The 23351-nt window shown below is 65.2% G+C and carries 20 protein-coding genes; 4 read left to right on the top strand and 16 right to left on the bottom strand.

Going from position 1 to position 23351, the window contains the following annotated elements; genetic code table 11:
- Position 1 precedes the first annotated feature (1 nt).
- Genes AC3IT0_RS10880 through pgl form a run of 4 tightly spaced genes read left to right on the top strand, consistent with a single transcriptional unit; the run spans position 2 to position 4969 of the window.
- A complete protein-coding gene (locus AC3IT0_RS10880) occupies positions 2–1636 on the top strand; it encodes a glucose-6-phosphate isomerase (protein WP_489323691.1) in 1635 nt (544 codons plus the stop codon).
- Between the two features lie 15 nt (positions 1637–1651).
- A complete protein-coding gene (gene zwf / locus AC3IT0_RS10875; protein ID WP_489323690.1) occupies positions 1652–3223 on the top strand; it encodes a glucose-6-phosphate dehydrogenase in 1572 nt (523 codons plus the stop codon).
- A complete protein-coding gene (locus tag AC3IT0_RS10870) occupies positions 3220–4161 on the top strand; it encodes a glucose-6-phosphate dehydrogenase assembly protein OpcA (protein WP_489323689.1) in 942 nt (313 codons plus the stop codon). Before zwf ends, AC3IT0_RS10870 begins: the two co-directional genes overlap by 4 nt.
- A gap of 37 nt (positions 4162–4198) precedes the next feature.
- Positions 4199–4969: a 6-phosphogluconolactonase gene (pgl, locus tag AC3IT0_RS10865; RefSeq protein WP_489323773.1), complete on the top strand. Its 771-nt coding sequence runs from the start codon at positions 4199–4201 to the stop codon at positions 4967–4969.
- Here pgl and AC3IT0_RS10860 read toward each other — a convergent pair.
- The 16 genes from AC3IT0_RS10860 to AC3IT0_RS10785 all read right to left on the bottom strand — a co-directional run bounded on the left by AC3IT0_RS10860 (position 4922) and on the right by AC3IT0_RS10785 (position 23275).
- The gene (locus AC3IT0_RS10860) at positions 4922–5317 is read right to left on the bottom strand and encodes an RNA polymerase-binding protein RbpA (RefSeq protein WP_489323688.1); all 396 of its coding nucleotides are present in this window, start codon (positions 5315–5317) and stop codon (positions 4922–4924) included. The two genes, pgl and AC3IT0_RS10860, sit on opposite strands and share 48 nt — an antisense overlap.
- A 110-nt stretch (positions 5318–5427) precedes the next feature.
- Positions 5428–5685, bottom strand: a complete 258-nt coding sequence (gene secG / locus AC3IT0_RS10855; RefSeq protein ID WP_489323687.1) for a preprotein translocase subunit SecG — start codon at positions 5683–5685, stop codon at positions 5428–5430.
- A 51-nt stretch (positions 5686–5736) separates the two neighbouring features.
- Complete coding sequence (tpiA, locus tag AC3IT0_RS10850; RefSeq protein WP_489323686.1) at positions 5737–6552, bottom strand: triose-phosphate isomerase; 816 nt, start codon at positions 6550–6552, stop codon at positions 5737–5739.
- An 88-nt stretch (positions 6553–6640) separates the two neighbouring features.
- Positions 6641–7867, bottom strand: coding sequence for a phosphoglycerate kinase (locus tag AC3IT0_RS10845; protein WP_489323685.1), 1227 nt, complete (start codon positions 7865–7867; stop codon positions 6641–6643).
- Positions 7868–7877: 10 nt separating this feature from the next.
- Positions 7878–8888 carry a type I glyceraldehyde-3-phosphate dehydrogenase gene (gene gap, locus AC3IT0_RS10840; RefSeq protein WP_489323684.1) on the bottom strand — a complete coding sequence of 337 codons (1011 nt, stop codon included), beginning with the start codon at positions 8886–8888 and terminating at the stop codon, positions 7878–7880.
- 264 nt (positions 8889–9152) lie between these two features.
- Positions 9153–9779, bottom strand: a complete 627-nt coding sequence (locus tag AC3IT0_RS10835; protein ID WP_489323683.1) for a superoxide dismutase — start codon at positions 9777–9779, stop codon at positions 9153–9155.
- 111 nt (positions 9780–9890) lie between these two features.
- Positions 9891–10871, bottom strand: coding sequence for a DNA-binding protein WhiA (gene whiA, locus AC3IT0_RS10830; RefSeq protein ID WP_489323682.1), 981 nt, complete (start codon positions 10869–10871; stop codon positions 9891–9893).
- A 9-nt stretch (positions 10872–10880) separates the two neighbouring features.
- Positions 10881–11900, bottom strand: coding sequence for a gluconeogenesis factor YvcK family protein (locus AC3IT0_RS10825; RefSeq protein WP_489323681.1), 1020 nt, complete (start codon positions 11898–11900; stop codon positions 10881–10883).
- Entirely contained in the window at positions 11900–12823 is a 924-nt protein-coding gene (gene rapZ, locus AC3IT0_RS10820) for an RNase adapter RapZ (protein ID WP_489323680.1), read from the bottom strand. The genes AC3IT0_RS10825 and rapZ overlap by 1 nt, the downstream gene beginning before the upstream one ends.
- 72 nt (positions 12824–12895) lie before the next feature.
- Positions 12896–14902 carry an excinuclease ABC subunit UvrC gene (uvrC, locus tag AC3IT0_RS10815; RefSeq protein ID WP_489323679.1) on the bottom strand — a complete coding sequence of 669 codons (2007 nt, stop codon included), beginning with the start codon at positions 14900–14902 and terminating at the stop codon, positions 12896–12898.
- Positions 14903–14921: 19 nt separating this feature from the next.
- Positions 14922–15590, bottom strand: coding sequence for a lysophospholipid acyltransferase family protein (locus AC3IT0_RS10810; protein ID WP_489323678.1), 669 nt, complete (start codon positions 15588–15590; stop codon positions 14922–14924).
- Positions 15577–16290, bottom strand: coding sequence for an HAD hydrolase-like protein (locus AC3IT0_RS10805; protein WP_489323677.1), 714 nt, complete (start codon positions 16288–16290; stop codon positions 15577–15579). Before AC3IT0_RS10805 ends, AC3IT0_RS10810 begins: the two co-directional genes overlap by 14 nt.
- A gap of 78 nt (positions 16291–16368) precedes the next feature.
- Entirely contained in the window at positions 16369–19296 is a 2928-nt protein-coding gene (uvrA, locus tag AC3IT0_RS10800; RefSeq protein ID WP_489323676.1) for an excinuclease ABC subunit UvrA, read from the bottom strand.
- Positions 19297–19344: 48 nt separating this feature from the next.
- The gene (locus AC3IT0_RS10795; RefSeq protein ID WP_489323675.1) at positions 19345–19725 is read right to left on the bottom strand and encodes a GntR family transcriptional regulator; all 381 of its coding nucleotides are present in this window, start codon (positions 19723–19725) and stop codon (positions 19345–19347) included.
- Entirely contained in the window at positions 19722–21533 is a 1812-nt protein-coding gene (locus tag AC3IT0_RS10790) for an ABC transporter ATP-binding protein (protein WP_489323674.1), read from the bottom strand. Before AC3IT0_RS10790 ends, AC3IT0_RS10795 begins: the two co-directional genes overlap by 4 nt.
- Positions 21530–23275 (bottom strand): ABC transporter ATP-binding protein, encoded by a 1746-nt coding sequence (locus AC3IT0_RS10785; protein WP_489323673.1) that lies wholly within the window; start codon positions 23273–23275, stop codon positions 21530–21532. The genes AC3IT0_RS10790 and AC3IT0_RS10785 overlap by 4 nt, the downstream gene beginning before the upstream one ends.
- Positions 23276–23351 lie beyond the last annotated feature (76 nt).

Here is a 23351-nt window from a genome sequence, read left to right as displayed (position 1 = left end):
TATGAGCACTCTCAGCTACGACGCCACCGGTGCCGCGCAGCAGGCACTCGAGCAGCACCTGCCCGCCCTCGTGGCGGACCGCATTGCCACCCGGATCTTCGCCAAGGACCACACCCTGTGGGGTCCCGACGCCGAGGCCGAGTCCGCTGTCCGCCTCGGTTGGGTTGAGGCGGCCACCGTCTCACAGGCCCTCGTGGCCGGCATCCTCGAGCTCCGTGATGCCCTCAAGGCTGACGGCGTGACCCGCATCGTGCTTTGCGGCATGGGCGGATCCTCGCTGGCTCCCGAGGTCATCGCCGGCACCGCTGGCGTCGAGCTGACAGTGCTGGACAGCACCGACCCCGACCAGGTCCGGGCTGCCCTCGCAGACCGGCTGGCCGAAACCGCGATTGTGGTTTCGTCCAAGTCCGGTTCAACCCTGGAGACCGACTCCCAGCGCCGGATCTTCGAGCACGCCTTCACCGAGGCCGGCATCGATGCGAAGAGCCGGATCATCATTGTCACCGATCCCGGTTCCCCGCTGGATAAGGCCTCGCGTGAGGCCGGCTACCGCGCCGTCTTCAACGCCGATCCGAACGTGGGTGGCCGCTACTCAGCCCTCACCGCATTCGGTCTGGTCCCCTCCGGCCTGGCCGGTGTGGACATCCAGGCCTTCCTGGATGAGGCTGAGGAAGCCGCCGAGATCCTGAACGAGGACGCCGTAGAGAACATCGGGCTGGCCCTCGGAACGGCCCTGGGCGGAACCAACCCGCTGCGCAACAAGATTGTCATCGCCGAGGACGGCTCCGGCATTGTGGGCTTCGCGGACTGGGCCGAACAGCTCATCGCCGAATCCACCGGCAAGCTCGGCACCGGCGTCCTGCCGGTGGTGGCCGGCCCCGCGTCGCCGGAGGTCACTTCCGGCGCCGCGGACGTCCTGGTGGTGCGGCTGGTAGCCGCGGATGCCGACGTCGAACTCGGTGAGAACGAGGTAGCCATCGCGGGTGGCCTGGCCACCCAGATGATGGTGTGGGAGTTCGCCACCGCCGTTGCCGGACGCCTGCTGGGCATCAACCCGTACGACCAGCCGGACGTGGAGGCAGCCAAGGTTGCCGCCCGCGGCCTGCTGGACGCCCAGCCCGAACCGACCCCTGCCGCCTTCGTGGACGGCGCCATCGAAGTCCGCGGCGGTGACTGGCTCCGTGGAGCAGCCACTGCGGAGGAAGCCGTCGGCGCTCTCCTGGGAACGCTCGACGACGACAGTTACCTCAGCGTCCATGCCTACTTTGACCGGATGGCCTTCGCAGGGCTGGAAGGCATCCGCGACCCGCTTGCCGGCGTCAGTGGCCGTCCCGTCACCTTCGGCTGGGGCCCGCGGTTCCTGCACTCCACCGGGCAGTTCCACAAGGGCGGACCCGCCATCGGCGTCTTCCTCCAGGTCACGGCCGCTCCTGCGGAAGACCTGGCCATCCCGGACCGTCCGTTCACGTTCGGGGAACTGATTTCCGCCCAGGCCGCGGGCGACGCCCAGGTCTTGGCCGGCCATGGCCGCCCCGTCCTGCGACTGCACCTGACCGACCGCGCCACCGGCGTTGCACAGCTGCAGGAGATCATTGCAGCAGTCGCAGCCCGGTCAGCTTCCGTCACCGACAACTAAGGCTCAACAGCAGACATGCCAGAAACTGAAAACGGCAGGAATTCCGCGCCGCGTTCGGGGCGATCAGGGCGTAATCCGCTCCGGGATCCCCGTGACCGCCGCCTGAACCGGATTGCCGGTCCGTCCTCGTTGGTGCTCTTTGGAGTGACCGGTGACCTTGCCCGTAAGAAGCTCATGCCGGCCGTGTATGACCTCGCGAACCGGGGGCTGTTGCCGCCGAGTTTCGCGTTGGTGGGTTTTGGCCGCCGTCCGTGGAAGCACGAGGACTTCGCCGCCGAGGTGAAGGCCTCGGTGCAGGCGTATTCGCGGACTTCGTTTGATGAGGCGGTGTGGAACCAGCTCGCGGAGGGTATCCGCTTTGTCCAGGGCGAGTTCGACGACGATGATGCGTTTGAGCGGTTGGGTGACACGATCGCTGAGCTGGATGGGCAGCGCGGAACGCGGGGCAATCACGCGTTCTACCTGTCCATCCCGCCGAAGGCGTTTGAGCAGGTCTGCCGGCAGCTGTCCAAGCACGGCCTCGCGCAGGCCGAGGGGGATAAATGGCGGCGGGTGGTGATCGAGAAGCCGTTCGGGCATGACCTGGACTCGGCCCGGGCGCTGAACGACATTGTGGAATCGGTGTTCCCGCCGGATGCTGTGTTCCGGATCGATCATTACCTGGGCAAGGAAACGGTGCAGAACATCCTGGCGCTGCGGTTCGCGAACCAGCTGTTTGAGCCGTTGTGGAACGCGAACTATGTGGACCATGTCCAGATCACCATGGCCGAGGACATCGGCACGGGCGGTAGGGCCGGGTACTACGACGGTGTGGGCGCCGCGCGGGACGTGATCCAGAACCACCTGCTGCAGCTGCTGGCGTTGACGGCGATGGAGGAGCCGATTTCCTTCAACGCGGACGATTTGCGGGCGGAGAAGGAAAAGGTCCTCGCCGCGGTCAAACTCCCGGCGGACCTGTCCACGCATTCGGCGCGCGGGCAGTTCGCGGGCGGCTGGCAGGGCGGGGAACAGGTCCAGGGCTATCTGGAGGAAGAGGGCATCCCGGCCGATTCGAAGACCGAGACGTTCGCCGCGGTCCGGGTGGACATCCATACCCGGCGCTGGGCCGGGGTGCCGTTCTACCTGCGGGCGGGCAAGCGGCTGGGGAGGCGGGTGACCGAGATCGCGGTGGTGTTCAAACGCGCCCCGAACCTGCTGTTCCGGGATCATGGCGAGGATGACTTCGGGCAGAACGCCGTGGTGATCCGGGTCCAGCCCGATGAGGGCGCGACGATCCGGTTCGGGTCCAAGGTCCCGGGCACGCAGATGGAAGTCCGGGACGTGACCATGGACTTCGGCTACGGGCACTCGTTCACCGAGTCCTCCCCGGAGGCGTATGAGCGGCTGATCCTGGACGTGCTGCTCGGGGAGCCGCCGCTGTTCCCGCGGCACGCCGAGGTGGAGCTGTCCTGGAAGATCCTGGACCCCTTTGAAGACTACTGGGCCGGGTTGGCCGAACAGCCCGAACCCTACGCCCCGGGGTCCTGGGGCCCGGCCTCGGCCGATGAACTGCTGGCCCGCGACGGACGAACCTGGAGAAGGCCATGATTGTAGATTTGCCGGACACCACCACCTCGAAGATCTCCAAGAAGATCACCTCCCTGCGTGAGCAGGGCGGGGTGATCGCGCTGGGCCGGGTCCTGACCCTGGTGGTCGTGACCCGGTCCGGGCTCGAGGAAGAAGCGATCGAGGCCGCGAACGAGGCCAGCCGCGAACACCCCTGCCGGATCATCGTCCTCGCCGACGCCGGAGCCGAAGCCCCGGACCGGCTCGACGCGCAGATCCGGGTGGGCGGTGACGCCGGCGCGTCCGAGGTCATCGTGCTCCGCGGCTACGGCGAGCTCGCCCACGAAAGCGAATCCCTGGTCGCGGCCCTGCTCCTGCCGGACGCCCCGATCGTGGCCTGGTGGCCGCACGGGGCACCGGAGAACGCCTGCGAAACCTCCGTGGGCCGGATCGCGCACCGCCGGATCACCGACTCCGCGAACGAAGCCGATCCCCAAATGGCGCTGGCGAACATCCGGGCCACGTACAAGGCCGGGGACACCGACCTCGCCTGGACCCGGCTGACGAACTGGCGGATCCAGCTCGCGGCCGTCCTGGACCAGGTGGACGGCTCACCCGTCACCGCCGTCGCCGTGGAAGGCGCCTCCGACTCACCGTCCACGATCCTGCTCGCGGCGTGGCTGACCCTGGCCCTGGACGCGCCCGTGACCATCGTCGCGGACCCTGCCGGGACCGGCATCCGGAGGGTCCGCCTCACCCGCCACACCGGCGACGTGCAGCTCTTCCGCCCCGGACTCTCCGTGGCGGAACTGACCCAGCCCGGACAGCCCGCCCAACGCATCTCGCTGCCACGCCGCAGCCTCAAAGACTGCCTCGCCGAAGAGCTCCGCCGCCTCGACCCCGACGAAGTCTTCGGCGAAGTGATTACTATTGGACTGCCACGTACCAATCTAAGGAGCGTCCGACCCAGTGAGCGTTGAGCCAAGAGTTAGCATCCATCCTGATTCGTCCGTCCTGATGGCCGCTATTGCGGCCCGCCTGATCACCAAACTGGTGGATGTGCAGGACAAGCACGGTGAGGCCACGGTGGTCCTGACCGGCGGCACAGTAGGCATCGGAACGCTGAAGGCTGTTGCGGATTCCCCAGCGGCGCCCGCCGTCGACTGGTCCAGGGTGAATTTTTGGTGGGGTGACGAGCGTTTCGTCGGTGCGGACGATCCCGACCGGAACACCAAGCAGGCCTTCGCCGCACTCCTGTCGAGCATTCCGGTTGATCCTGCGAGGATCAACCAGCCAGCCTCCTCGGATGACTTCGACACACCCGAGGAAGCAGCCGAGGACTACGCGCGCAGGCTCCGGGAAGCAGCCCAGGCCGAACACGCTGCCGACATGTCCGACGACCGTCCGGACGAACCGGGAGAACTGCCGCGGCTGGACGTTGTGCTGCTGGGCGTTGGCCCGGACGCCCACGTGGCCTCGCTCTTCCCGGAGCAGGCCGGAATCCGGGAGAAGGAGCGGACAGTAGTTGGCGTCCGCAATTCCCCCAAGCCGCCGCCCCAGCGGATCTCACTCACGCTTCCCGCCATTAACACGGCGGCCGAGGTCTGGATGGTGGTGGCCGGCGAGGACAAAGCCGGCGCGGTAGGCCTGGCCTTGGCGGGAGCCAACCCTGTGCAGGTACCGGCGGCGGGCCCCCGTGGAACATCCCGCACGCTGTGGCTTATCGATGAAAACGCAGCGTCACGTGTCCCGCGGCAGCTCGTCCGGAAGGACGCCGCCGGCGCGTAGTTTTTCCAGCGCTCCGGCCAGGACAGCTTCGGCGTCCTGGTCGGAGCGCCGTTCTTTAACGTACTCAAGGTGGCTCTTGAAGCCTTCGTCCAGCGGGCCCGGCAGGTCGGCTTCCTTGCCGTCCCGTGATGCCGGAGCCCCGCAGCGCCGGCAGTCCCATACGGTGGGAAGCTGCTCGTCCGGCAACCGCAGGAAGACAAGCTGGGTCTCATGCCCCTTGGTGCACCAAAAGGAAACGCGGATACGCGGCACCCTTTCGCCGGAGGCAGCTTCTGATTGGTTCTTGGGACCGGCCCCTTCTGTGACACCCACCCGGGTGCCGCGGAACGCTGACGCACTATGTACCATCGAGTCTCCTGGCTGCTTAAACAAAAACTGTGGCTGTTGGAAGCCAACAGCCACAGTTTAGTTCGGAGATCCTCATCGCGGCAGTGCCGGGCGACGATCAGTTGCAGGGGCTATGAGTCCCCTGCGCCGCTGAAGCGCATGACCAGGCCAAGGGCGATGATCACGATGCCCCAGGTAACGCCCAGGACCACGGTGAACCTGTTCAGGTTCCGCTCGGCGACGCCCGAGGAGCTGAGGCCGGAACTCATACCGCCGCCGAACATGTCCGACAGCCCGCCACCCCGTCCCTTGTGCAGGAGGATAAGCAGGGTCAGCAGAAGGCTGGTGATGCCCAGGAGAATCTGCAGAATGACATGAAGAACGTCCACGACGGCCTTTCAGAAGATTGGAATTGCGGGAGCCTGAAGCTGAGTGACGGACTAGTCCGTCACCAGGTGACTCTCGAACCTGACAATATTAGCAAACTCCGCGGGATCGAGGCTGGCCCCGCCGACCAACACGCCGTCGACGTCGGGTTCCTTCAGGATCGCGGCGACATTGTTGGCCTTGACCGAGCCGCCGTAGAGCAGCCGGCTCTTCGCCGCAACGTCGTCGCCAAAGAGGGCGGCCAGCTCCGCGCGGATGGCGTCGCACATTTCCTGGGCGTCCTCCGGCCCGGCCACTTCACCCGTGCCGATGGCCCAGACGGGCTCGTAGGCCACCACAAGCTCTGCCGCCTGCTCGGCCGTCAGTCCGGCAACGTTCGCCCGGAGCTGCGTCAGGGTGTGCTCGACATGCGTGCCGGCCTGGCGGATTTCGAGGCCTTCGCCCACGCAAAGTACCGGGGTGACACTGTGCTTGAACGCTGCCTTGACCTTGGCGTTGAGCACTTCGTCAGATTCCTGGTGGATGGTGCGGCGTTCACTGTGCCCCACCAGGACGTAGCGGCAGCCCAGCTTGTTCAGGAACTGGCCGGAGGTGTCGCCGGTGTAAGCGCCCGAGTCGAACTGGGAGAGGTCCTGGCCGCCGTAGGCGATGTCCAGTTCGTCGCCCTGGACGAGGGTCTGCACGCCGCGGAGGTCGGTGAATGGCGGAAAGACGGCCACCTCAACCCGGCTGTAGTCGTGCTTGGCGTCCGACAGGGTCCAGGCCAGTTTTTGCAGGAGGGTGATGCCCTGGACGTGGTCCATGTTCATCTTCCAGTTGCCTGCAATGAGAGGCGTGCGGTCAAAAGCGCCGTTCGTTGACGTTGTCACGTGTTCTCCAAAAAATACTTGATATGTGTGCGGCCGGCAGGGTGCCCGCGGGCACCCTGCCGGCCGGAGGACTTGGCAGTCCAGGTTCCTAACGGTCCAGGACGCTGAGTCCCGGGAGTTCCTTGCCTTCGAGGTATTCCAGGCTGGCGCCGCCGCCGGTGGAAATGTGCCCGAACTGGTCGTCAGCGAAACCGAGCGTCCGCACGGCGGCAGCGGAGTCGCCACCGCCTACCACGGTGAACGCGTCGGCCTCGGTCAGGGCCTGGGCCACGGCGCGGGTTCCGCCGGAGAACGCTTCGAACTCGAAGACGCCCATGGGTCCGTTCCAGAACACCGTTTTGGCGCCCTTGATCCGGTCCGCAAAAGCAGCTGCAGAGTCCGGTCCGATGTCCAGTCCGATGCCCTGGGCGCCGAAGCTGCTGCCCTCGATGCCGTCCGCGGGGACGGTCTCGTGGCCTGCGTCGGCCGCAAACTTGGCGGCCACCACAACGTCGGTGGGCACGATGAATTCGGTGCCGGCACCGGCAGCGCGCTTTAGGTAGTCCCGGACAACCGGGATCTGGTCTTCTTCCAGGAGGCTTCCGGCAACGCTGTGGCCCTCTGCTGCCAGGAACGTGAAGAGCATCCCGCCGCCCACCAGGATGGTGTCAGCTTTGCCGATGAGGTTGTCGATGACCGCCAGCTTGTCGGAGACCTTGGAGCCGCCGAGCACCACCACGTAGGGCCGCTGCGTGTCAGCCGTCAGCTTCCGCAGGACCTCCACCTCGGTGTGCACAAGGTCGCCCTGGTAGGACGCGAGCCGGGAGGCGACGTCGTAGACGCTGGCGTGCTTGCGGTGTACGGCGCCAAAGGCGTCGTCCACGTAGGCGCCGTTGGCCCCGGTCAGGGCCACCAGTTCGTCCGCGAAGGCGCCGCGTTCGGCGTCGTCCTTGCTGGTCTCCCGTGCGTCGAAGCGCACGTTCTCCAGGACGAGGACTTCGCCGTCCTGAAGCGAGGCGGCGAGTTCCTGAGCAGAGCCGCCCACGGTGTCCTGTGCGAGCGAGACCTTGAAGGCGGCAAGTTCGGCGAGCCGCGCTACGGCTGGCTGGAGGGAGTACTTTTCCTCCGGAGCGCCCTTGGGGCGTCCGAGGTGGGCTGTTACCAGCACGCGGGCACCGGCGTCCGTGAGCTTTCCCAGGACTGGCAGGGAGGCCTTGATACGGCCGTCGTCAGTCACTGTAGAGCCGTCGAGCGGCACATTCAGGTCACTTCTGACAAGAATGTACCGCCCGCGGACACCTTCAGCGATCAGTTCGTTGAGGGTGTGGAATGTCATGTGTCTAACCCTAGCCCAGCTTGGCTGCGACGAGCTCCGTGAGGTCTACGAGGCGGTTGGAGTAGCCCCATTCGTTGTCATACCAGGAAACAACCTTGACCTGGTTGCCGATGACCTTGGTCAGTCCGGAGTCGAAGATCGACGATGCCGGGTCCCCGACGATGTCCGAGGACACGATCGGTGCGTCGGTGTAGGTCAGGATGCCCTGGAACTCGTCGGACTCCGAAGCCCTCTTCAGTGCTGCGTTGACTTCCTCGACAGTGGTCTCGCGGGAGACGGTGACAGTGAGGTCGGTGGCCGAGCCGGTGGGGACGGGCACGCGGATGGCGTAGCCGTCCAGCTTGCCCTTGAGCTCGGGCAGGACCAGCCCGATCGCCTTGGCCGCACCCGTGGAGGTGGGGACCATGTTGATGGCGGCGGCACGCGCACGGCGGAGGTCGTTGTGCGGGCCGTCCTGCAGGTTCTGGTCAGCCGTGTAGGCGTGGATGGTGGTCATCAGGCCACGCTCGATGCCGAAGGTGTCGTTGATGACCTTGGCCAGCGGGCCCAGGCAGTTGGTGGTGCAGGACGCGTTGGAAATGATGTTGTGCGCCGCGTTGTCGTACAGGCCGTCGTTGACGCCCATCACGATGGTGATGTCCTCGCCGGAGGCCGGTGCGGAGATCAGGACCTTCTTGGCGCCCGCGTCGATGTGCTTCTGCGCGGCAGCGGCTTTGGTGAAGAAGCCGGTGGACTCGATGACGATGTCGACGCCCAGCTCGCCCCAGGGCAGGTTGGCGGGATCGCGCTCGGCGAGAACCTTGATGACGTTGCCGTCGACGACAATATTGCCGTCCTTGACCTCAACGGTTTCCTTCAGTCGGCCGCCGACGGAGTCGTACTTGAGCAGGTGGGCCAGTGCCTCAGGGCTGGTGAGGTCGTTGACGGCAACGATCTCCAGGTCCGCGCCCTGGGCGAGGGCTGCGCGGAAGTAGTTGCGGCCGATGCGGCCGAAGCCGTTGATACCAATACGGGTCGTCACTTGTTCAGTCTCCTTGGTGCTTGATTAAGCACAAACTAGTTGAGCGGGCGTTGAAGCCAACTAACAGATCCCGCACGCCATTGGGCAGAGATGATTAACAGATCGGAGGGCGACCAGCCACATTGCTGAAGGCAGACCGCCTTCCGTGATCCATCTTACGTTTAAGTGGGACCGCCCCCGCAAGTGCGGGGGCGGTCCTTCCACATTCCGGCCGAAATCACGCCGAAATGTGAAGTTTGTTACACGCTCATGTACTGCCGGTCACTACGGCAGGGTGATGAGGCCCGTTGCGTTGGTGCGTGCAGCCTCGAAGCGCTTGGCGACATCGGCCCAGTTGACGATGTTCCAGAAGGCCTTGACGTAGTCAGCCTTGACGTTGACGTAGTCCAGGTAGAAGGCGTGCTCCCACATGTCCAGCATCAGCAGCGGTGTGGTGCCGAGAGCCACGTTGCCCTGCTGGTCGTAGAGCTGCTCGATGACCAGGTTGCCACCGATCGGCTCGTAGGCCAGGAAACCCCAGCCGGATCCCTGCAGGCCAAGGGCTGCCGCGGAGAACTGGGCACGGAAGGCATCGAAGGAACCGAAGGTGTCGTCGATGGCAGCTGCCAGCTCACCCTCAGGCTTGTCGCCGCCGTCCGGGGACAGGTTGTTCCAGAACACCGAGTGGTTGATGTGGCCGCCGGTGTGGAACGCGAGGTCCTTGGAAAGGCGGTTGATGTTGGCGAAGTCGCCCTTGTCGCGTGCCTCGGCCAGCTGGGCAAGGGCGTTGTTGGCGCCTGCCACGTAGGCTGCATGGTGCTTGCTGTGGTGCAGCTCCATGATGCGCGCTGAAATGTGCGGCTCAAGCGCCGCGTAGTCGTAGCTGAGTTCTGGCAGTACGTACTCGGTCACAAAATCCTCCAATGTCGTGGACGGTCTGTCCGGGTTGTAACTCTCGGATTGTGCATCCGGATGTCTGGCATCCGGAAGATCAGGGTGAACGCTCTGATTCTAGGGGTGCCGCTACTCGTCCAGCATCTCAGGCGTCACATTGGCATCAGTGCCAGGGATCCCCAAGTCGATGGCCCGCTTATCCGCCATGGCCAGGAGCCGGCGGATGCGGCCGGCGATGGCGTCCTTGGTCATCACCGGATCGGCCAGGCGCCCCAGCTCGTCCAGGCTGGCCTGCTTGTGGGCCACCCTGAGTTCGCCGGCGTATTTGAGGTGGTCCGGGACGTCGTCGCCCAGGATTTCCAGTGCCCGGTCAACCCTGGCACCGGCCGCCACGGCCGCCTGGGCGGAGCGCCGCAGGTTGGCGTCGTCAAAGTTGGCCAGCCTGTTGGCCGTGGCCCTGACTTCCTTGCGCATCCGGCGTTCTTCCCAGACCATCAGGGCGTCGTGGGCGCCCATGCGGATGAGCAGGGCAGCGATGGTGTCGCCGTCGCGGATCACCACCCGGTCCACTCCCCTGACTTCGCGGGCCTTGGCCTGGATGCCCAGACGGCGGGCGGCACCAACGAGGGCAAGCGCGGACTCGGGACCCGGGCAGGTGACCTCCAGTGATGACGAACGGCCCGGTTCCGTGAGGGAGCCGTGGGCCAGGAAGGCTCCACGCCACACTGCCTCGGCGTCAGCAGCCGAGCCGTTGACCACGGCCGAGGGAAGCCCCCGCACCGGCCGGCCGCGGCCGTCCAGGAGGCCTGTCTGCCGGGCCAGGGATTCGCCATCGCGGACTACCCGCACTACGTACCGGCTTCCGCGGCGCAGCCCGCCAGCGGAGACAACGATGATCTCGCTCTGGTGGCCGTACACCTCCGCGATGGCTGCCCGGAGCCTGCGCGCCGTGGATGCGAGGTCAACTTCGGCTTCGATCACGATCCGGCCCGAGATGATGTGCAGTCCGCCGGAGAAGCGCAGCATGGCCGAGACCTCCGCCTTGCGGACTGACGATTTTTTGATGTCCAGACGGGACAGTTCTTCCTTGACCGATGATGTCAGTGCCATGGCACCTTCCTAACTGTTCCCAAAAATGTCGTGGTACGCCGCTGCCAGACGCAGGGGGTCGTGGACGGGTCGGCGGCCCGACGCCCCCACTTTACCCAAGACAACCTCGGCGCCGATCATCGCGGCGGCTTTCTCGAACTCCTGCCGGTCCGGCACGGATGCGGGATCCGCCAGGACAACGTCGACGCTGAAGTCCGGCGCATACCGGCGCAGTGCGTACAGGTGGTCCGCCGCGGACATGCCCGTGGTCTCCTTCGTGTCGGTGGCCAGGTTCATGGTGAGGCAGCGTTTCGCGGCCGTGCCACACAGTGCCTGGCGCATTTCCGGGAGAAGCAGGTGCGGCAGCACGGACGTGTACCACGACCCCGGCCCCAAAATCACCCAGTCAGCCAGCTCGATTGCAGTCAGGGCATCCACGCAGGCGGGGGCATGCTCGGGCAGCAGCCGGACATGCTCCAGCGAGCCGGCAACGGCGCAGCGTGCCTGCCCGCGCACTGTCTGCAGCGCGGATTCCCCGTCCGGTGCGGTCACGCGGATGTCACCTTCGATGGTCAGCGGCACGGTGGACATGGGCAGCACCTGCCCGCGGGCGCCCAGCAGGGCACCGGCCCACTTGAGCCCGGCCACGGTATCGCCCAGGAGTTCCCATAGGGTGACGATGAGCAGGTTTCCCATCGCGTGGTTGTCAAGTGACCCGCCACCGCCTTTGCCGGGTTGGAAACGGTGCTGCATCACGTCGCGCCAGGTACGGCCCCAATCCGTGTCATCGCACAACGCGGACAGGGCCATGCGGAGGTCTCCGGGCGGGAGCACGCCGTACTCGTCGCGCAGACGCCCGGAAGACCCGCCGTCGTCCGCTACCGTGACAATGGCGGTCAGTTCGGAAGTGAGCAGCCGCAGTGCCGACAGCGAGGCTGACAGGCCGTGTCCGCCGCCGAGCGCCACGACGTTGGGTCCCTTATCCTGCTGGCCTGCCGAGGTTCCGCCTGAAACCGGTATCAGCGGCAGCGGCCCAGTGAGCATCCCCATTATTCGCGGCCCAGATCCCGGTGCGTCGTGGTGACGGTCACGCGGGGATACTGTGCCAGTTTTTTGGAAAGCTCGACGGCGACTGCCACGGACCGGTGCTTGCCTCCGGTGCAGCCGACGGCGATGGTGGCGTAGTGCTTGTTTTCGCGCCGGTAACCGTCAAGGACCGGTTCGAGCGCCAGGACGTAGCGGTCCACGAAGTTCTTTACGCCTTCTGCCTCCAGGACGTAATCGCTGACGTCCTTGTCCAGGCCGGTGTGCGGGCGCAGCTGCGGGACCCAGTGCGGGTTGGGGATGAACCGGACGTCCGCGACGTAGTTGGAGTCCACCGGCAGGCCGTATTTGAAGCCGAAGCTCATGACGTTGAGCCGGAGCGCCACCGGGCCGGTCTCGCTGAAGAGTTCCGTGATGGCCGTTGCCAGGGCGTGGACGTTGTACGCGGAGGTATCCAGTACGACGTCGGAGCTGTCGCGAAGTTCCTTGAGCACCTCCCGTTCGGCGGCAATGCCGTCCAGGATCCGGCCGCCTTCCTGGAGGGGATGGGGCCTGCGGCCTTGCTCGAAGCGGCGGACCAGGACGTCGTCGTTGGCGTCCAGGAAAAGTACCCGGAAAGTGACCCCGCTGGCGGCGAGGGCCCCCAGCGCTGCACGGACGTCGACGAAGAGGCCTTTGCTGCGGACATCCATCACCACGGCCAGCCGCGGAATGGACTGCGGCGCGTGGGACACGATCTCGGCAAGGGTGCCGAGCATCTGTGGCGGCAGGTTTTCCACGACGTACCAGCCATGGTCCTCAAGCGCGTCCGCGGCGGTGCTGCGTCCCGCCCCTGACATACCAGTGACCACCAGCAGTTCCGCTTCGAGGGGCTTGACCGGCGTCAGCCCGTCCTGCTCCGTCCCGGATTCCGCCGTAGAGTCTGCCATTCGTTCCGCCCCGTTTCTATCAAGATGAAGGCAGGCAACCGCAACGGCGGAAACCTGCGCTCCTTACCCTACCTAGGTTTCAATGATTTCGCCGGTGGCCATATTCACGGCTGGAAGTGCATCGCCGGCCGCGTCTTCGCCGCTGAAGTGGGCCACGATGGCGTTCGCCAGGGATGGTCCAATGCCCTTCGCCGCCGTGAGCTCGGCCGCGGTGGCAGCTTTCACACCCTTGACGGACCCGAAGTGGGTGAGCAGGGCCTTGCGTTTGGACTCACCAAGGCCAGGCACTCCGTCCAGCGCCGAGACGGTCATGGCCGTCCCGCGCTTCTGCCGGTGGAAAGTGATGGCGAAGCGGTGGGCTTCGTCACGGATCCGCTGCAGCAGATAGAGTCCCTGGGACGTCCGGGGCAGGATCACGGGGAAGTCGCTGTCCGGCAGCCAGACTTCCTCAAGCCGTTTGGCCAGGCCCACTACGTAAACATCCTCAATGCCAAGATCCGCCAGCGCCCGGGCTGCCGCGTTCACCTGGGGTTTGCCGCCGTCGACCACCACCAGGTTGGGCGGGTACGCGAATTTCGCCCGCGGCGCCGCCGTCGTAGTGTCCAGGACGGCCGCATCGGCAGCCGCTTCCAAGGCGGCTTGGTGCCCTGGCAGGGCGGACGCCTCGAGCTGCGCGGACTTGTCCTGCAGGTAGTGCCGGAAGCGTCTTGTCAGGACATCGTGCATGGCCGCGGTGTCGTCTGCCGCGGCGGCCCCCGTGACGGAGAATTTCCGGTAATCGGACTTCTTGGGCAGGCCGTCCTCGACCACCACCATGGACGCCACGACGTTGGTGCCCTGGACGTGGGAGACGTCGAAGCATTCGATCCGGAGGAGCGCCACGGGCAGGTCAAGGGCTTCCTGCAGTTCCTGCAGTGCCTGGGAGCGCACGGTGAGGTCCCCGGCGCGGCGGGTCTTATGCAGTTTAAGCGCGTGCTCGGCGTTTTCACGGACGGTGGACATCAGCGCAGCCTTGTCGCCGCGCTGCGGCACCCTGATATCCACTTTGGCTCCCCGCAGGCCGCCGAGCCATTCCGTAAGTTCCGCAGCATTGCTGGGTTCTACGGGCACCAGGACTTCGCGGGGCAGCCTGCCGTGGCTGTCGCCGTCGTCGCCGTAGACCTGCTGCAGCAGGTGTTCCACCAGATCCGGGGTGGTGGCGTCCTCCACTTTTTCCACTACCCAGCCGCGCTGGCCGCGGATCCGGCCGCCCCTGACGTGGAAGACCTGGACGGCGGCTTCCAACTCGTCCTCGTGCAGCGCGAAGACATCGGCGTCGGTATCATCGGCGAGCACCACGGCGTTGCGCTCAAAGACCTTCCGCAGGGCGGAGATGTCATCACGGAGCCTCGCCGCACGTTCGTAGTCGAGCGTGCCGACGGCGTCGGCCATCTCCTTTTCGAGCTTGGTGATGAAGCGTTTGGCCTCGCCGCCCATAAACGCGCAGAAGTCCTCCGCCAGGGCCCGGTGTTCCTCGGGGGTCACCCGGCCAACGCAGGGGGCCGAGCATTTGTCGATGTAGCCCAGCAGGCAGGGCCGGCCGCTCGCCTGGGCCCGTTTGAGGACCCCGGCGCTGCAGCTGCGGACCGGAAAAACCCGCAGCAAAGTGTCCATGGTTTCCCGGATCGCGCCAGCCGTGTACGGGCCGAAATACCGGGTACCTTTGCGGCGGTCCCCGCGCATGACCTGGACCCTGGGGAGCTTCTCGCTCATGGTGAGGGCCAGGTACGGATAAGTTTTGTCGTCGCGGAAGACCACGTTGAAGCGTGGCTTGTATTCCTTGATCCAGGTGTATTCAAGCTGCAGGGACTCCAGCTCGCTGCCCACCACTGTCCACTCGACACTGCTGGCCGTGTGAACCATTGCGTGCGTTTTGGGCAGCAGGCCCGCCGGGTTCGCGAAGTAGGAGTTCAGTCGGGAGCGAAGGCTTTTGGCTTTGCCGACGTAGATGACCCGGCCGTGGGGATCGCGGAACCGGTACACCCCGGGGTTGGTGGGAATCTCACCCGTCTGGGGCCTGTAACTTGCTGGATCTGCCACTACTTCATTCTACCAACGCCTAGTCCGCGGCCTTGCTCTGGTTGTAGCTGGTGGAGCGTTCCTGGCCGCTGAGTTCGGCGATCGCATCCATGATGCGGTCGGTTACCTGCCGCCGCGCCGGCAGCGAATGATCCGGACCGGTCTTGTCGAAATACAAGGGCTCCCCCACCTTCATGGTGAAGTGATGCGGCTTGAAGCCCTTCTCACCGGCCGGCTGCAGGTTCTCCGTCCCGATCAGTCCAACCGGGATCACGGGAGCTCCGGTGGCCAGGGCAAGCCAGCCCACGCCGGTGCGCCCGCGGTAGAGGATGCCGTCCCGCGACCGTGTGCCTTCAGGGTAGATGCCGATGCCCTTGCCGGCCTCCAGGATGTCCATGAGGGTTTTGAGCGCCTGGACGCTGGCTGCCTGTTCGCCGCGCTCCACGGGGATGGAGCCCACGGACTCGAAGAAAGATTTCATGACCTTTCCCTTCACGCCACCCGTGGTGAAGTACTCGGCTTTGGCGAAGAAGGCCACCGGCCGCGGCATCAGTGCCTGGACAATGACGCTGTCAAAGAAGGAAAGATGGTTCGGGGCCACAATGAAGGGCCCCTCTTTTGGGACGTTTTCAAGGCCGACGACGGTGGGCCGGCAGGTGCCCGCGACGAGCCCGCGAAATGTCCAGCGGACCGCCTCAAACAGCGCCATCGTTGCGCACCTCACTCATCGCGGCAGCGTGGATGGCTTCGAGTCGCCCGATGGCGGCAACCATGCCCGCGGTGGTGTCCACCACGGTGAAGGCCCCGGCTTCCTCGAGTTCGCCGTCGGGAGCGAAACCCCAGCCCACGCCGATGCAGTCAAGGCCGTTCGCGATGGCGCCCGCCACATCCTGGGCGCGGTCACCCACCATAACGGCATGCTGGGTGGAGAGGTCAGTCAGGGCCGCGGCGATGATGTCTGCCTTTCCCACCGGACCATCCGTTGACGATTCGTTGTCTGCCGAACCCCTGATGGACTGGAACAGGTTGGCGATGCCGTGGTGGCGCAGCACGATCTGGGCCAGCCCTTCGGGCTTCTGCGTGGCGACGGCCACCGGCCTGCCTTCGGCCGCGAAGGTCTCCAGCGCTTCCCGGATCCCGGGGTACAGCCGGCTCTGGGCTATCCCCGTGGCCAGGTAGTGCTGCCGGTACGTCCGGATGACCTCGTCAAGCATCTCGGCCGGAACCTTGCAGACACTCTGGAGTGCGTCGCTGAGTTTGGGGCCGATCATCGAGTTCAGGACGTCCTGGCCAGGAACCGGCAGGCCTGCGGCGGCAAGGGCTGCTGCGATTCCGCCGGATATTCCGCCGGCCGGATCGACAAGAGTGCCGTCCAGGTCAAAGATCACGGGCACTGTTGTTTGAGTCACCGGCTTAGTTTCTCACGACACCGAGCATGCCTGAAACTCGCATGCCAGACACGGCATACGTCAGCGGAGGCCAACCCCTTAGCCCAGTATTTCCGCGAGGAAGGATGCCGTGTGGCCGTTGGTGGATTTCGCGACCTGCTCGGGCGTGCCCGTGGCAACGATCTGGCCGCCGCCCGAACCGCCGTCCGGGCCAAGATCCACGATCCAGTCGGCGCTCTTGATGACGTCCAGGTTGTGTTCGATGGTGATCACTGTGTTGCCCTTGTCCACCAGACTCTGAAGGACCATCAGGAGCTTGCGGATGTCCTCGAAGTGCAGGCCCGTAGTGGGCTCGTCGAGAACATACACACTGCGTCCGTTGGAGCGCTTCTGCAGTTCCGCGGCAAGCTTGACACGCTGGGCCTCACCGCCGGACAGCGTGGTTGCCGGCTGTCCCAGCCGGACGTAGCCGAGGCCCACGTCCACGAGGGTGTTCAGGTGCCGGGCGATCGGCGAGAAGGCCGCGAAGAACTCCGCACCTTCTTCGATGGGCATGTTGAGCACGTCCGCGATGGTCTTGCCCTTGTAGTGCACTTCGAGGGTCTCGCGGTTGTACCGTGCCCCGTGGCACACCTCGCAGGGAACGTAGACGTCCGGCAGGAAGTTCATTTCGATCTTCAGCGTGCCGTCACCTGCGCAGGCTTCGCAGCGCCCGCCCTTGACGTTGAAGGAGAACCGCCCTGGCAGGTAGCCGCGGACCTTGGCCTCGGTGGTTTCGGCGAAGAGCTTGCGGATGTTGTCAAAAACACCGGTGTACGTGGCCGGATTGGACCGAGGGGTGCGCCCGATGGGGCTCTGGTCCACGTGCACCACCTTGTCCAGGTGCTCCAGGCCCATGATGCTCTTGTGGCGTCCGGCCACCTGCTTGGCGCCGTTGAGCTTGTTGGCCAGCACCTTGTAGAGGATCTCATTGACCAAGGTGGACTTGCCCGAACCGCTGACGCCGGTCACGGCTGTGAACAGGCCCAGGGGGAAGACCGCATCAACGTTGACCAGGTTGTTTTCCCGCGCCCCGACGATCTTCAGCTCACGCTTTTTGTCGTATTTGCGCCGCTTCTTGGGGATTTCGATCTTCCTGCGGCCGGACAGATAATCGCCGGTCAGCGAGTTGGTGTTGGCCAGGAGCTCCTGGTACGAACCAGAGTGCACCACCTGACCGCCGTGCTCGCCTGCGCCCGGCCCGATGTCCACGATCCAGTCCGCGACCTGGATAGTGTCCTCATCGTGCTCCACAACGATGAGCGTGTTCCCCATGTCCCGGAGCCGGGTCAGGGTTTCAATGAGCCGGCGGTTGTCGCGCTGGTGGAGGCCGATGGAGGGCTCGTCCAGGACGTAAAGGACGCCCACGAGGCCGGAACCGATCTGGGTGGCGAGCCGGATCCGCTGCGCTTCGCCTCCGGACAACGTGGCGGAGGGGCGCTCGAGATTCAGGTATTCCAGGCCGACGTCGAGCAGGAAGGTCAGCCGGGCCTGGATTTCCTTGAGCACCTGGTGGGCGATCTGGGCCTCGCGGCCGGTGAGGACCAGGGTGTTCAGGAAGTCCGCGCACACGCGCATGGGCATGGCCGCGACTTCGGCGATGGACTTGCCGTTGATCAGGACGGACAGCGAGGCGGGGTTGAGCCGGGCGCCATTGCACGCGGGGCAAGCGATCTGCCGCATGTACTCTTCGTAGCGGTCGCGGGCCCACTCGGAGTCCGTCTCACCGTGCTTGCGGTGGACGTACTGGATGGCTCCTTCGAAGCCGGTGCTGTATTTGCGTTCCCGTCCGAAGCGGTTCTTGTACTGGACAACCACCTTGTGGTCCTTGCCGTGCAGGACGGTCTGGCGGACGTCGTTGCCCAGCTTCTCCCAAGGTGTGTCCATGGAGAAGCCAAGCTCGTTGGCCAGCCCTTCGAGCAGGCGGTTCCAGTACTCGGTGGTTGCGGTGCCCAGTGACCACGGCGCGATGGCACCCTCGGACAACGACAGCTCAGGATTCGGAATGATCAGTTCTTCGTCCACCTCGAGCCGTGTACCGATGCCGCTGCACGCGGAACAGGCGCCGAAGGGATTATTGAAGGAGAAGGAGCGCGGCTCGATTTCATCGATGGCCAGGGGATGTTCGTTAGGGCAGGCGAGGTTCTCCGAAAACGCCCGCAACCGTCCCGGCGCATCTGCGTCCACGTCGACGAACTCGGCCAGTACCCGGCCTTCGGCCAGTCCAAGCGCCGTTTCAACGGAATCCGTGAGGCGCTGGCTGATGCCTTCCTTGACCACTAGGCGGTCCACCACCACCTCAATAGTGTGCTTGAACTGCTTGCCGAGTTTGGGCGGCTCGCTCAACTGGATCAGCTCGCCGTCCACCCGGGCACGCGAATAGCCCTTTGCGGTCAGCTCCTTGAAGAGGTCCACGAACTCTCCCTTGCGCCCGCGCACCACCGGCGCCAGGACCTGGAAGCGTGTGCCTTCCGCAAGCTCAAGCAGCTGGTCCACGATCTGCTGCGGAGTCTGCCTGGCCACAACCTCGCCGCAAACCGGGCAATGCGGCCGTCCCACACGTGCCCACAGCAAACGCATGTAGTCATAAATTTCGGTGATGGTGCCCACCGTGGACCGGGGGTTCTTGCTGGTGGACTTCTGGTCAATCGATACCGCCGGCGAGAGCCCCTCGATGAAATCGACGTCCGGCTTGTCCACCTGGCCGAGGAACTGGCGGGCATAGGCCGACAGGGACTCGACGTAGCGCCGCTGGCCCTCGGCGAAGATGGTGTCGAATGCCAGCGATGACTTCCCGGAACCGGACAGCCCGGTGAAAACGATCATGGCATCGCGGGGCAGATCCAGGTCCACATTGCGCAGGTTATGCTCGCGCGCACCCTTGACCACAAGGCGGGAGAGGTCTGGCCGGGCAGGCGTGGCTGGGGCCGGGGGAACGGCGACAGGGACGGATTGGACTGCTGTTTCTTCAGCTACGGCTTTACGCACCCACTAATGCTAATCGAAAACGTCTTCGAATATCCATGTGGGGTCCGCCTAGTCGGCATCGTAGGCCGCTGCCAGCAGCTGGACTGCTTCCGCGAAGGTGGCACCCTGGGCCTTGGCCACTGATGCATAGGAGTTGGCGGCAAGGGAGAGCGCATCCCCGCGTTCATCACGCGCGCACACCACGGTGCCGTTCCTGCCCTTCGTAGCCACCACACCGGCTGCCTCCAGCTCCTTGTACGCCCTGGCCACAGTGTGGGGCGCGACGTCGAGCAGCCCCGCCAGGGTCCGCACGGCCGGGAGCTTGGTTCCCGGCGGAAGGGCACCGCTGTCCGCGAGGCGGATCACGTGCAGGCGCAGCTGTTCAAACAGTGCCACGGTGCTGGACTGGTTGGGCTTCCAGGTTCCGGGGAACGGACCGCCCGTTGTCATCGTCCGGCCTCCAACGTGCCGGCGCGGCCCGCGCGGCCGGCGAACTGTGCGTTGTAGAGCCGCGCATAGCGGCCGTTGGCTGCAAGGAGGCTTCGATGGGTTCCCTGCTCTGCAATGCGTCCGTGGTCCATGACCAGAATTAGATCAGCGTCCCGGACCGTGGACAAACGGTGGGCGATCACAAAGCTTGTTTTTCCACGGCGCAACCTCTGCATGGCCTGGCGGATCAGGGCCTCGGTCCGGGAATCCACTGAACTGGTGGCCTCATCCAGGACCAGCACAGTCCGGTCCGCCAACTGAGCCCGGGCGATGGAGATCAGCTGGCGCTGGCCCTGGCTCAGCGGTTCTCCCCCGTTGCCCAGCATCGTCTCGTAGCCGGCGGGCAGCGACCTGATGAGGTGGTCCACATGGCTCGCCTCTGCTGCCGCAGTGATCTCCGCATCCGTGGCTCCTGGCCGGCCGTATTCGATGTTCTCCCGGATGGTGCCCGAAAACAGCCACGCATCCTGGAGCACCACCCCGAATCCCTCGCGCAGGACGTCCCGCGGAATGTCAGCGATGTCCATCCCGCCGATGGTGATCCTGCCGGCGTCGACTTCATAGAACCGCATAAGGAGGTTGACAACGGTGGTCTTGCCGGCGCCCGTGTGCCCGACAATCGCCACAGTCCGGCCCTGTTCCACCGTGAACGACAGTCCACGGACCGCGGGGTCAGCCCGGGCATAGCCGAAGGTGACATCGCTGAATACAATCCGCCCGTCCTGGCCGGCTTTGTGACCGTTACTTTCAGGCTCAGCAGGTATTTCCGCGGCGTCGAGCAGGTCGAACACGCGGCGCGCCGAAGCCACGCAGGACTGGATGACGTTGAGCATGCCGCCGATCTGGCCCACGGGCTGGGTGAAGAGCCGGCTGAACTGGATGAACGCCTGGATCCCGCCGATGGTCATGGCCCCCGTGGTGACCTGGAGCGCCCCCACCACCGCCACCACGATGTAATTGACATTGGCGATAAGGACCATCAGCGGTTGGACAATGCCCGATGAATACTGGGCCCGTGCGGATGCCCGGGCAAGGCGGTCGTTGCTTGCCTTGAAGACTGCCGCTGCCTGGTCCTGGTACCCGAAGGCCTTAATGACCTCGTGCCCGGTGACAAACTCCTCCACATGGGCGTTCAATTCACCCGTTTCGGTCCACTGGCGGGCGAAATGGGCTTGGGATTTCCGGGCCACCATAACAGTGATAAGGGTGGACAACGGCACCGAAACGAGGGCTATCAGTGCCAGGATCGGCGAGATCCACAGCATCATGGCCAGGGCACCGCACAACATCAGGACAGACATGATCAGCTGCGTGAGGACCTGGCTGAGCGCTTGCGAAATATTGTCGATGTCGTTCGTGACGCGGCTCAGGACATCACCCCTGGACTGCTTCTGGAAGTGCGTGGAAGGAAGCCGGTGCAGCTTTTCTTGAACCGATGCCCGGAGGTTGTACATCAGGCCATGTACTGCGCTGGCCGTCAGCACTCCCTGGATCCAGTTGAACAGGGAAGCACCGACGTACATCGCGGCAACGGCGGCCAGCAGGATTCCGAGCCGCTGCCCGTCCAGCACTCCGCTGTAGACCCCATCCACCACTACATCGGTGGCATCACCGAGGTAGTGCGGCGCCGCGACATTGAGGACAACAAACGCGCAGGTGGCCGCAACCGCACCCAGCATCCGCCCCCTGGACGGGCGCAGCAGGGCGAGGACCCGGCGCGCTGTGGGCCAGAATTCTTCGGGCGACCCGGCGCCGGGCGAGGCGGTCATGGCGCGTCGTCCAGCGCGAGTTGGGACTCTGCGATTTCCCGGTAGGTGGCAGACGTCTCCAGCAGCTGCTGGTGCGTCCCCTGGGCAACCAGCCGGCCGTCGTCGAGCACCAGGATCTGTCCGGCTCCGGCAACGGTGGAGATCCGTTCCGCCACGACGATGACCACCGCACGCTCAAGGGCAACCTCCAGGGCATCCCGGACCCGGGCCTCGGTGGCGAAGTCCAGCGCGGAAAAGCTGTCGTCAAAGAGATAGACGGGGACTCGCCGCAGGAGGGCCCGCGCTATGCAGAGGCGCTGCCGCTGGCCGCCGGAGAGATTCGTTCCGCCTTGCCCGACTTCCGTATCCATCCCCAGCGGCAGCGCACGGATGAAGCTTGCGGCCCGGGCTGTCTCCAAGGCCTCCCACAGCTGGCCGTCGGTTGCCTCCGGGGCTCCGACCCGCAGGTTGTCGGCTACGGTGCCGGAGAAAAGGTGCGACGTCTGCGGCACTACCGCCATGGTCCGGCGAAGGACGTCCAGGGGCATCGAAGAGATGTTCCGGCCGCCGATGCTGATGGTTCCGGCTGTAGCGTCCAGGAACCGGGGCACCAGGCTCAGGAGTGTCGATTTGCCGCTCCCTGTAGATCCGACGATCGCAACAGTGGTTCCGGGCCGGGCCGTGAAGCTGATGTCTTCCAGTACTGGATTTTCGGCGCCGGGGTAGGAGAAGCTGACGTTCCTGAAGGCGACGCTGCCGCCCTCCAGGGGACTCCCGTGGCGGGTCTCCTGGGGGGCACTGTGGTCCTGGACCGACGGCTCTGCCTCGAGCAAGGCCCCCAGCCGTTCTGCGCAGGCTGCGGCTCGCGGAGCCGTCATGAACACGTACATGGCCATCATGATTGCCAGGAGAATCTGCAAGATGTAGGCGATAAAGGCGGTGAGGGCGCCGATCTTCATCCCGCCGTCGTAAACCCGGTGGCCACCGAACCACACCACAGCCACCGATGACAGGTTGACTACAATCATGATCAGCGGCAGCATGCCGGCCACGAGCAGCGACGACTGAAGGTTGTTTCCGGTGAGGCTGCTGTTGGTCTTCGCGAACCGGCGTGTTTCGTGTCCCTGCCTGACGAAGGCACGGATCACGTTCGCGCCGATGATCTGCTCACGAAGGAGCTCCCCCGTTCGGTCCAGGAGCTCCTGCCCTTGACGGTACAGGGGCACCAGGCGCCGGACGATGAGATACATGATCAGCAGGAGTATGGGCATGATGACGATCACGACGCTTGAAAGCACGATGTCCTGTTGCCACGCCAGTAAGACGCCTCCGGCCGCCATCACCGGCGCCGCCACCAGCATGGTGAAGACCAGGACGGCGAACGACTGGATCTGCTGGGTGTCGTTGGTGGCCCTGGTGACGAGGCTTTGTGTGCCGAAGGCTGCCACTTCCTGGGAAGAAAGCGACTGGATCCTGGTGAAGACCTCGCCGCGCAGCTGGTGCCCGATCTTCATGGCCACCACTGCGCCGAGGTAGCCAGCGGCGATGGCCGCCGCCGCCTGGACCGCAGCTATGAGGGCCATGACGGTGCCCAGGCGGAAGATTTCCGGCGTGTTCCCGGCCACGATGCCGTCGTCGATGATGGCAGCGTTAATGGTGGGGAGCAGCAGGTTGCCTGCGGTCTGGACAAGCTGGAGCGCAATGATCGAGGCCACGGCGCCCTTGTGGCCAGCCAGAAGCCGGGTCATTAAGCCGAAAAGCATCGCACCTCCAGGACGGGTTTTCGGAGGCCGATGAGGGTCCCGCCATTTGCCATCCCCAGAAGCCGCTTTCGTCATT

The organism is Pseudarthrobacter sp. KH_020_B, from assembly GCF_057840185.1.
Note: the sequence above shows the minus strand (reverse complement) of the source record. Positions and strands in the feature narration are given on the sequence as shown.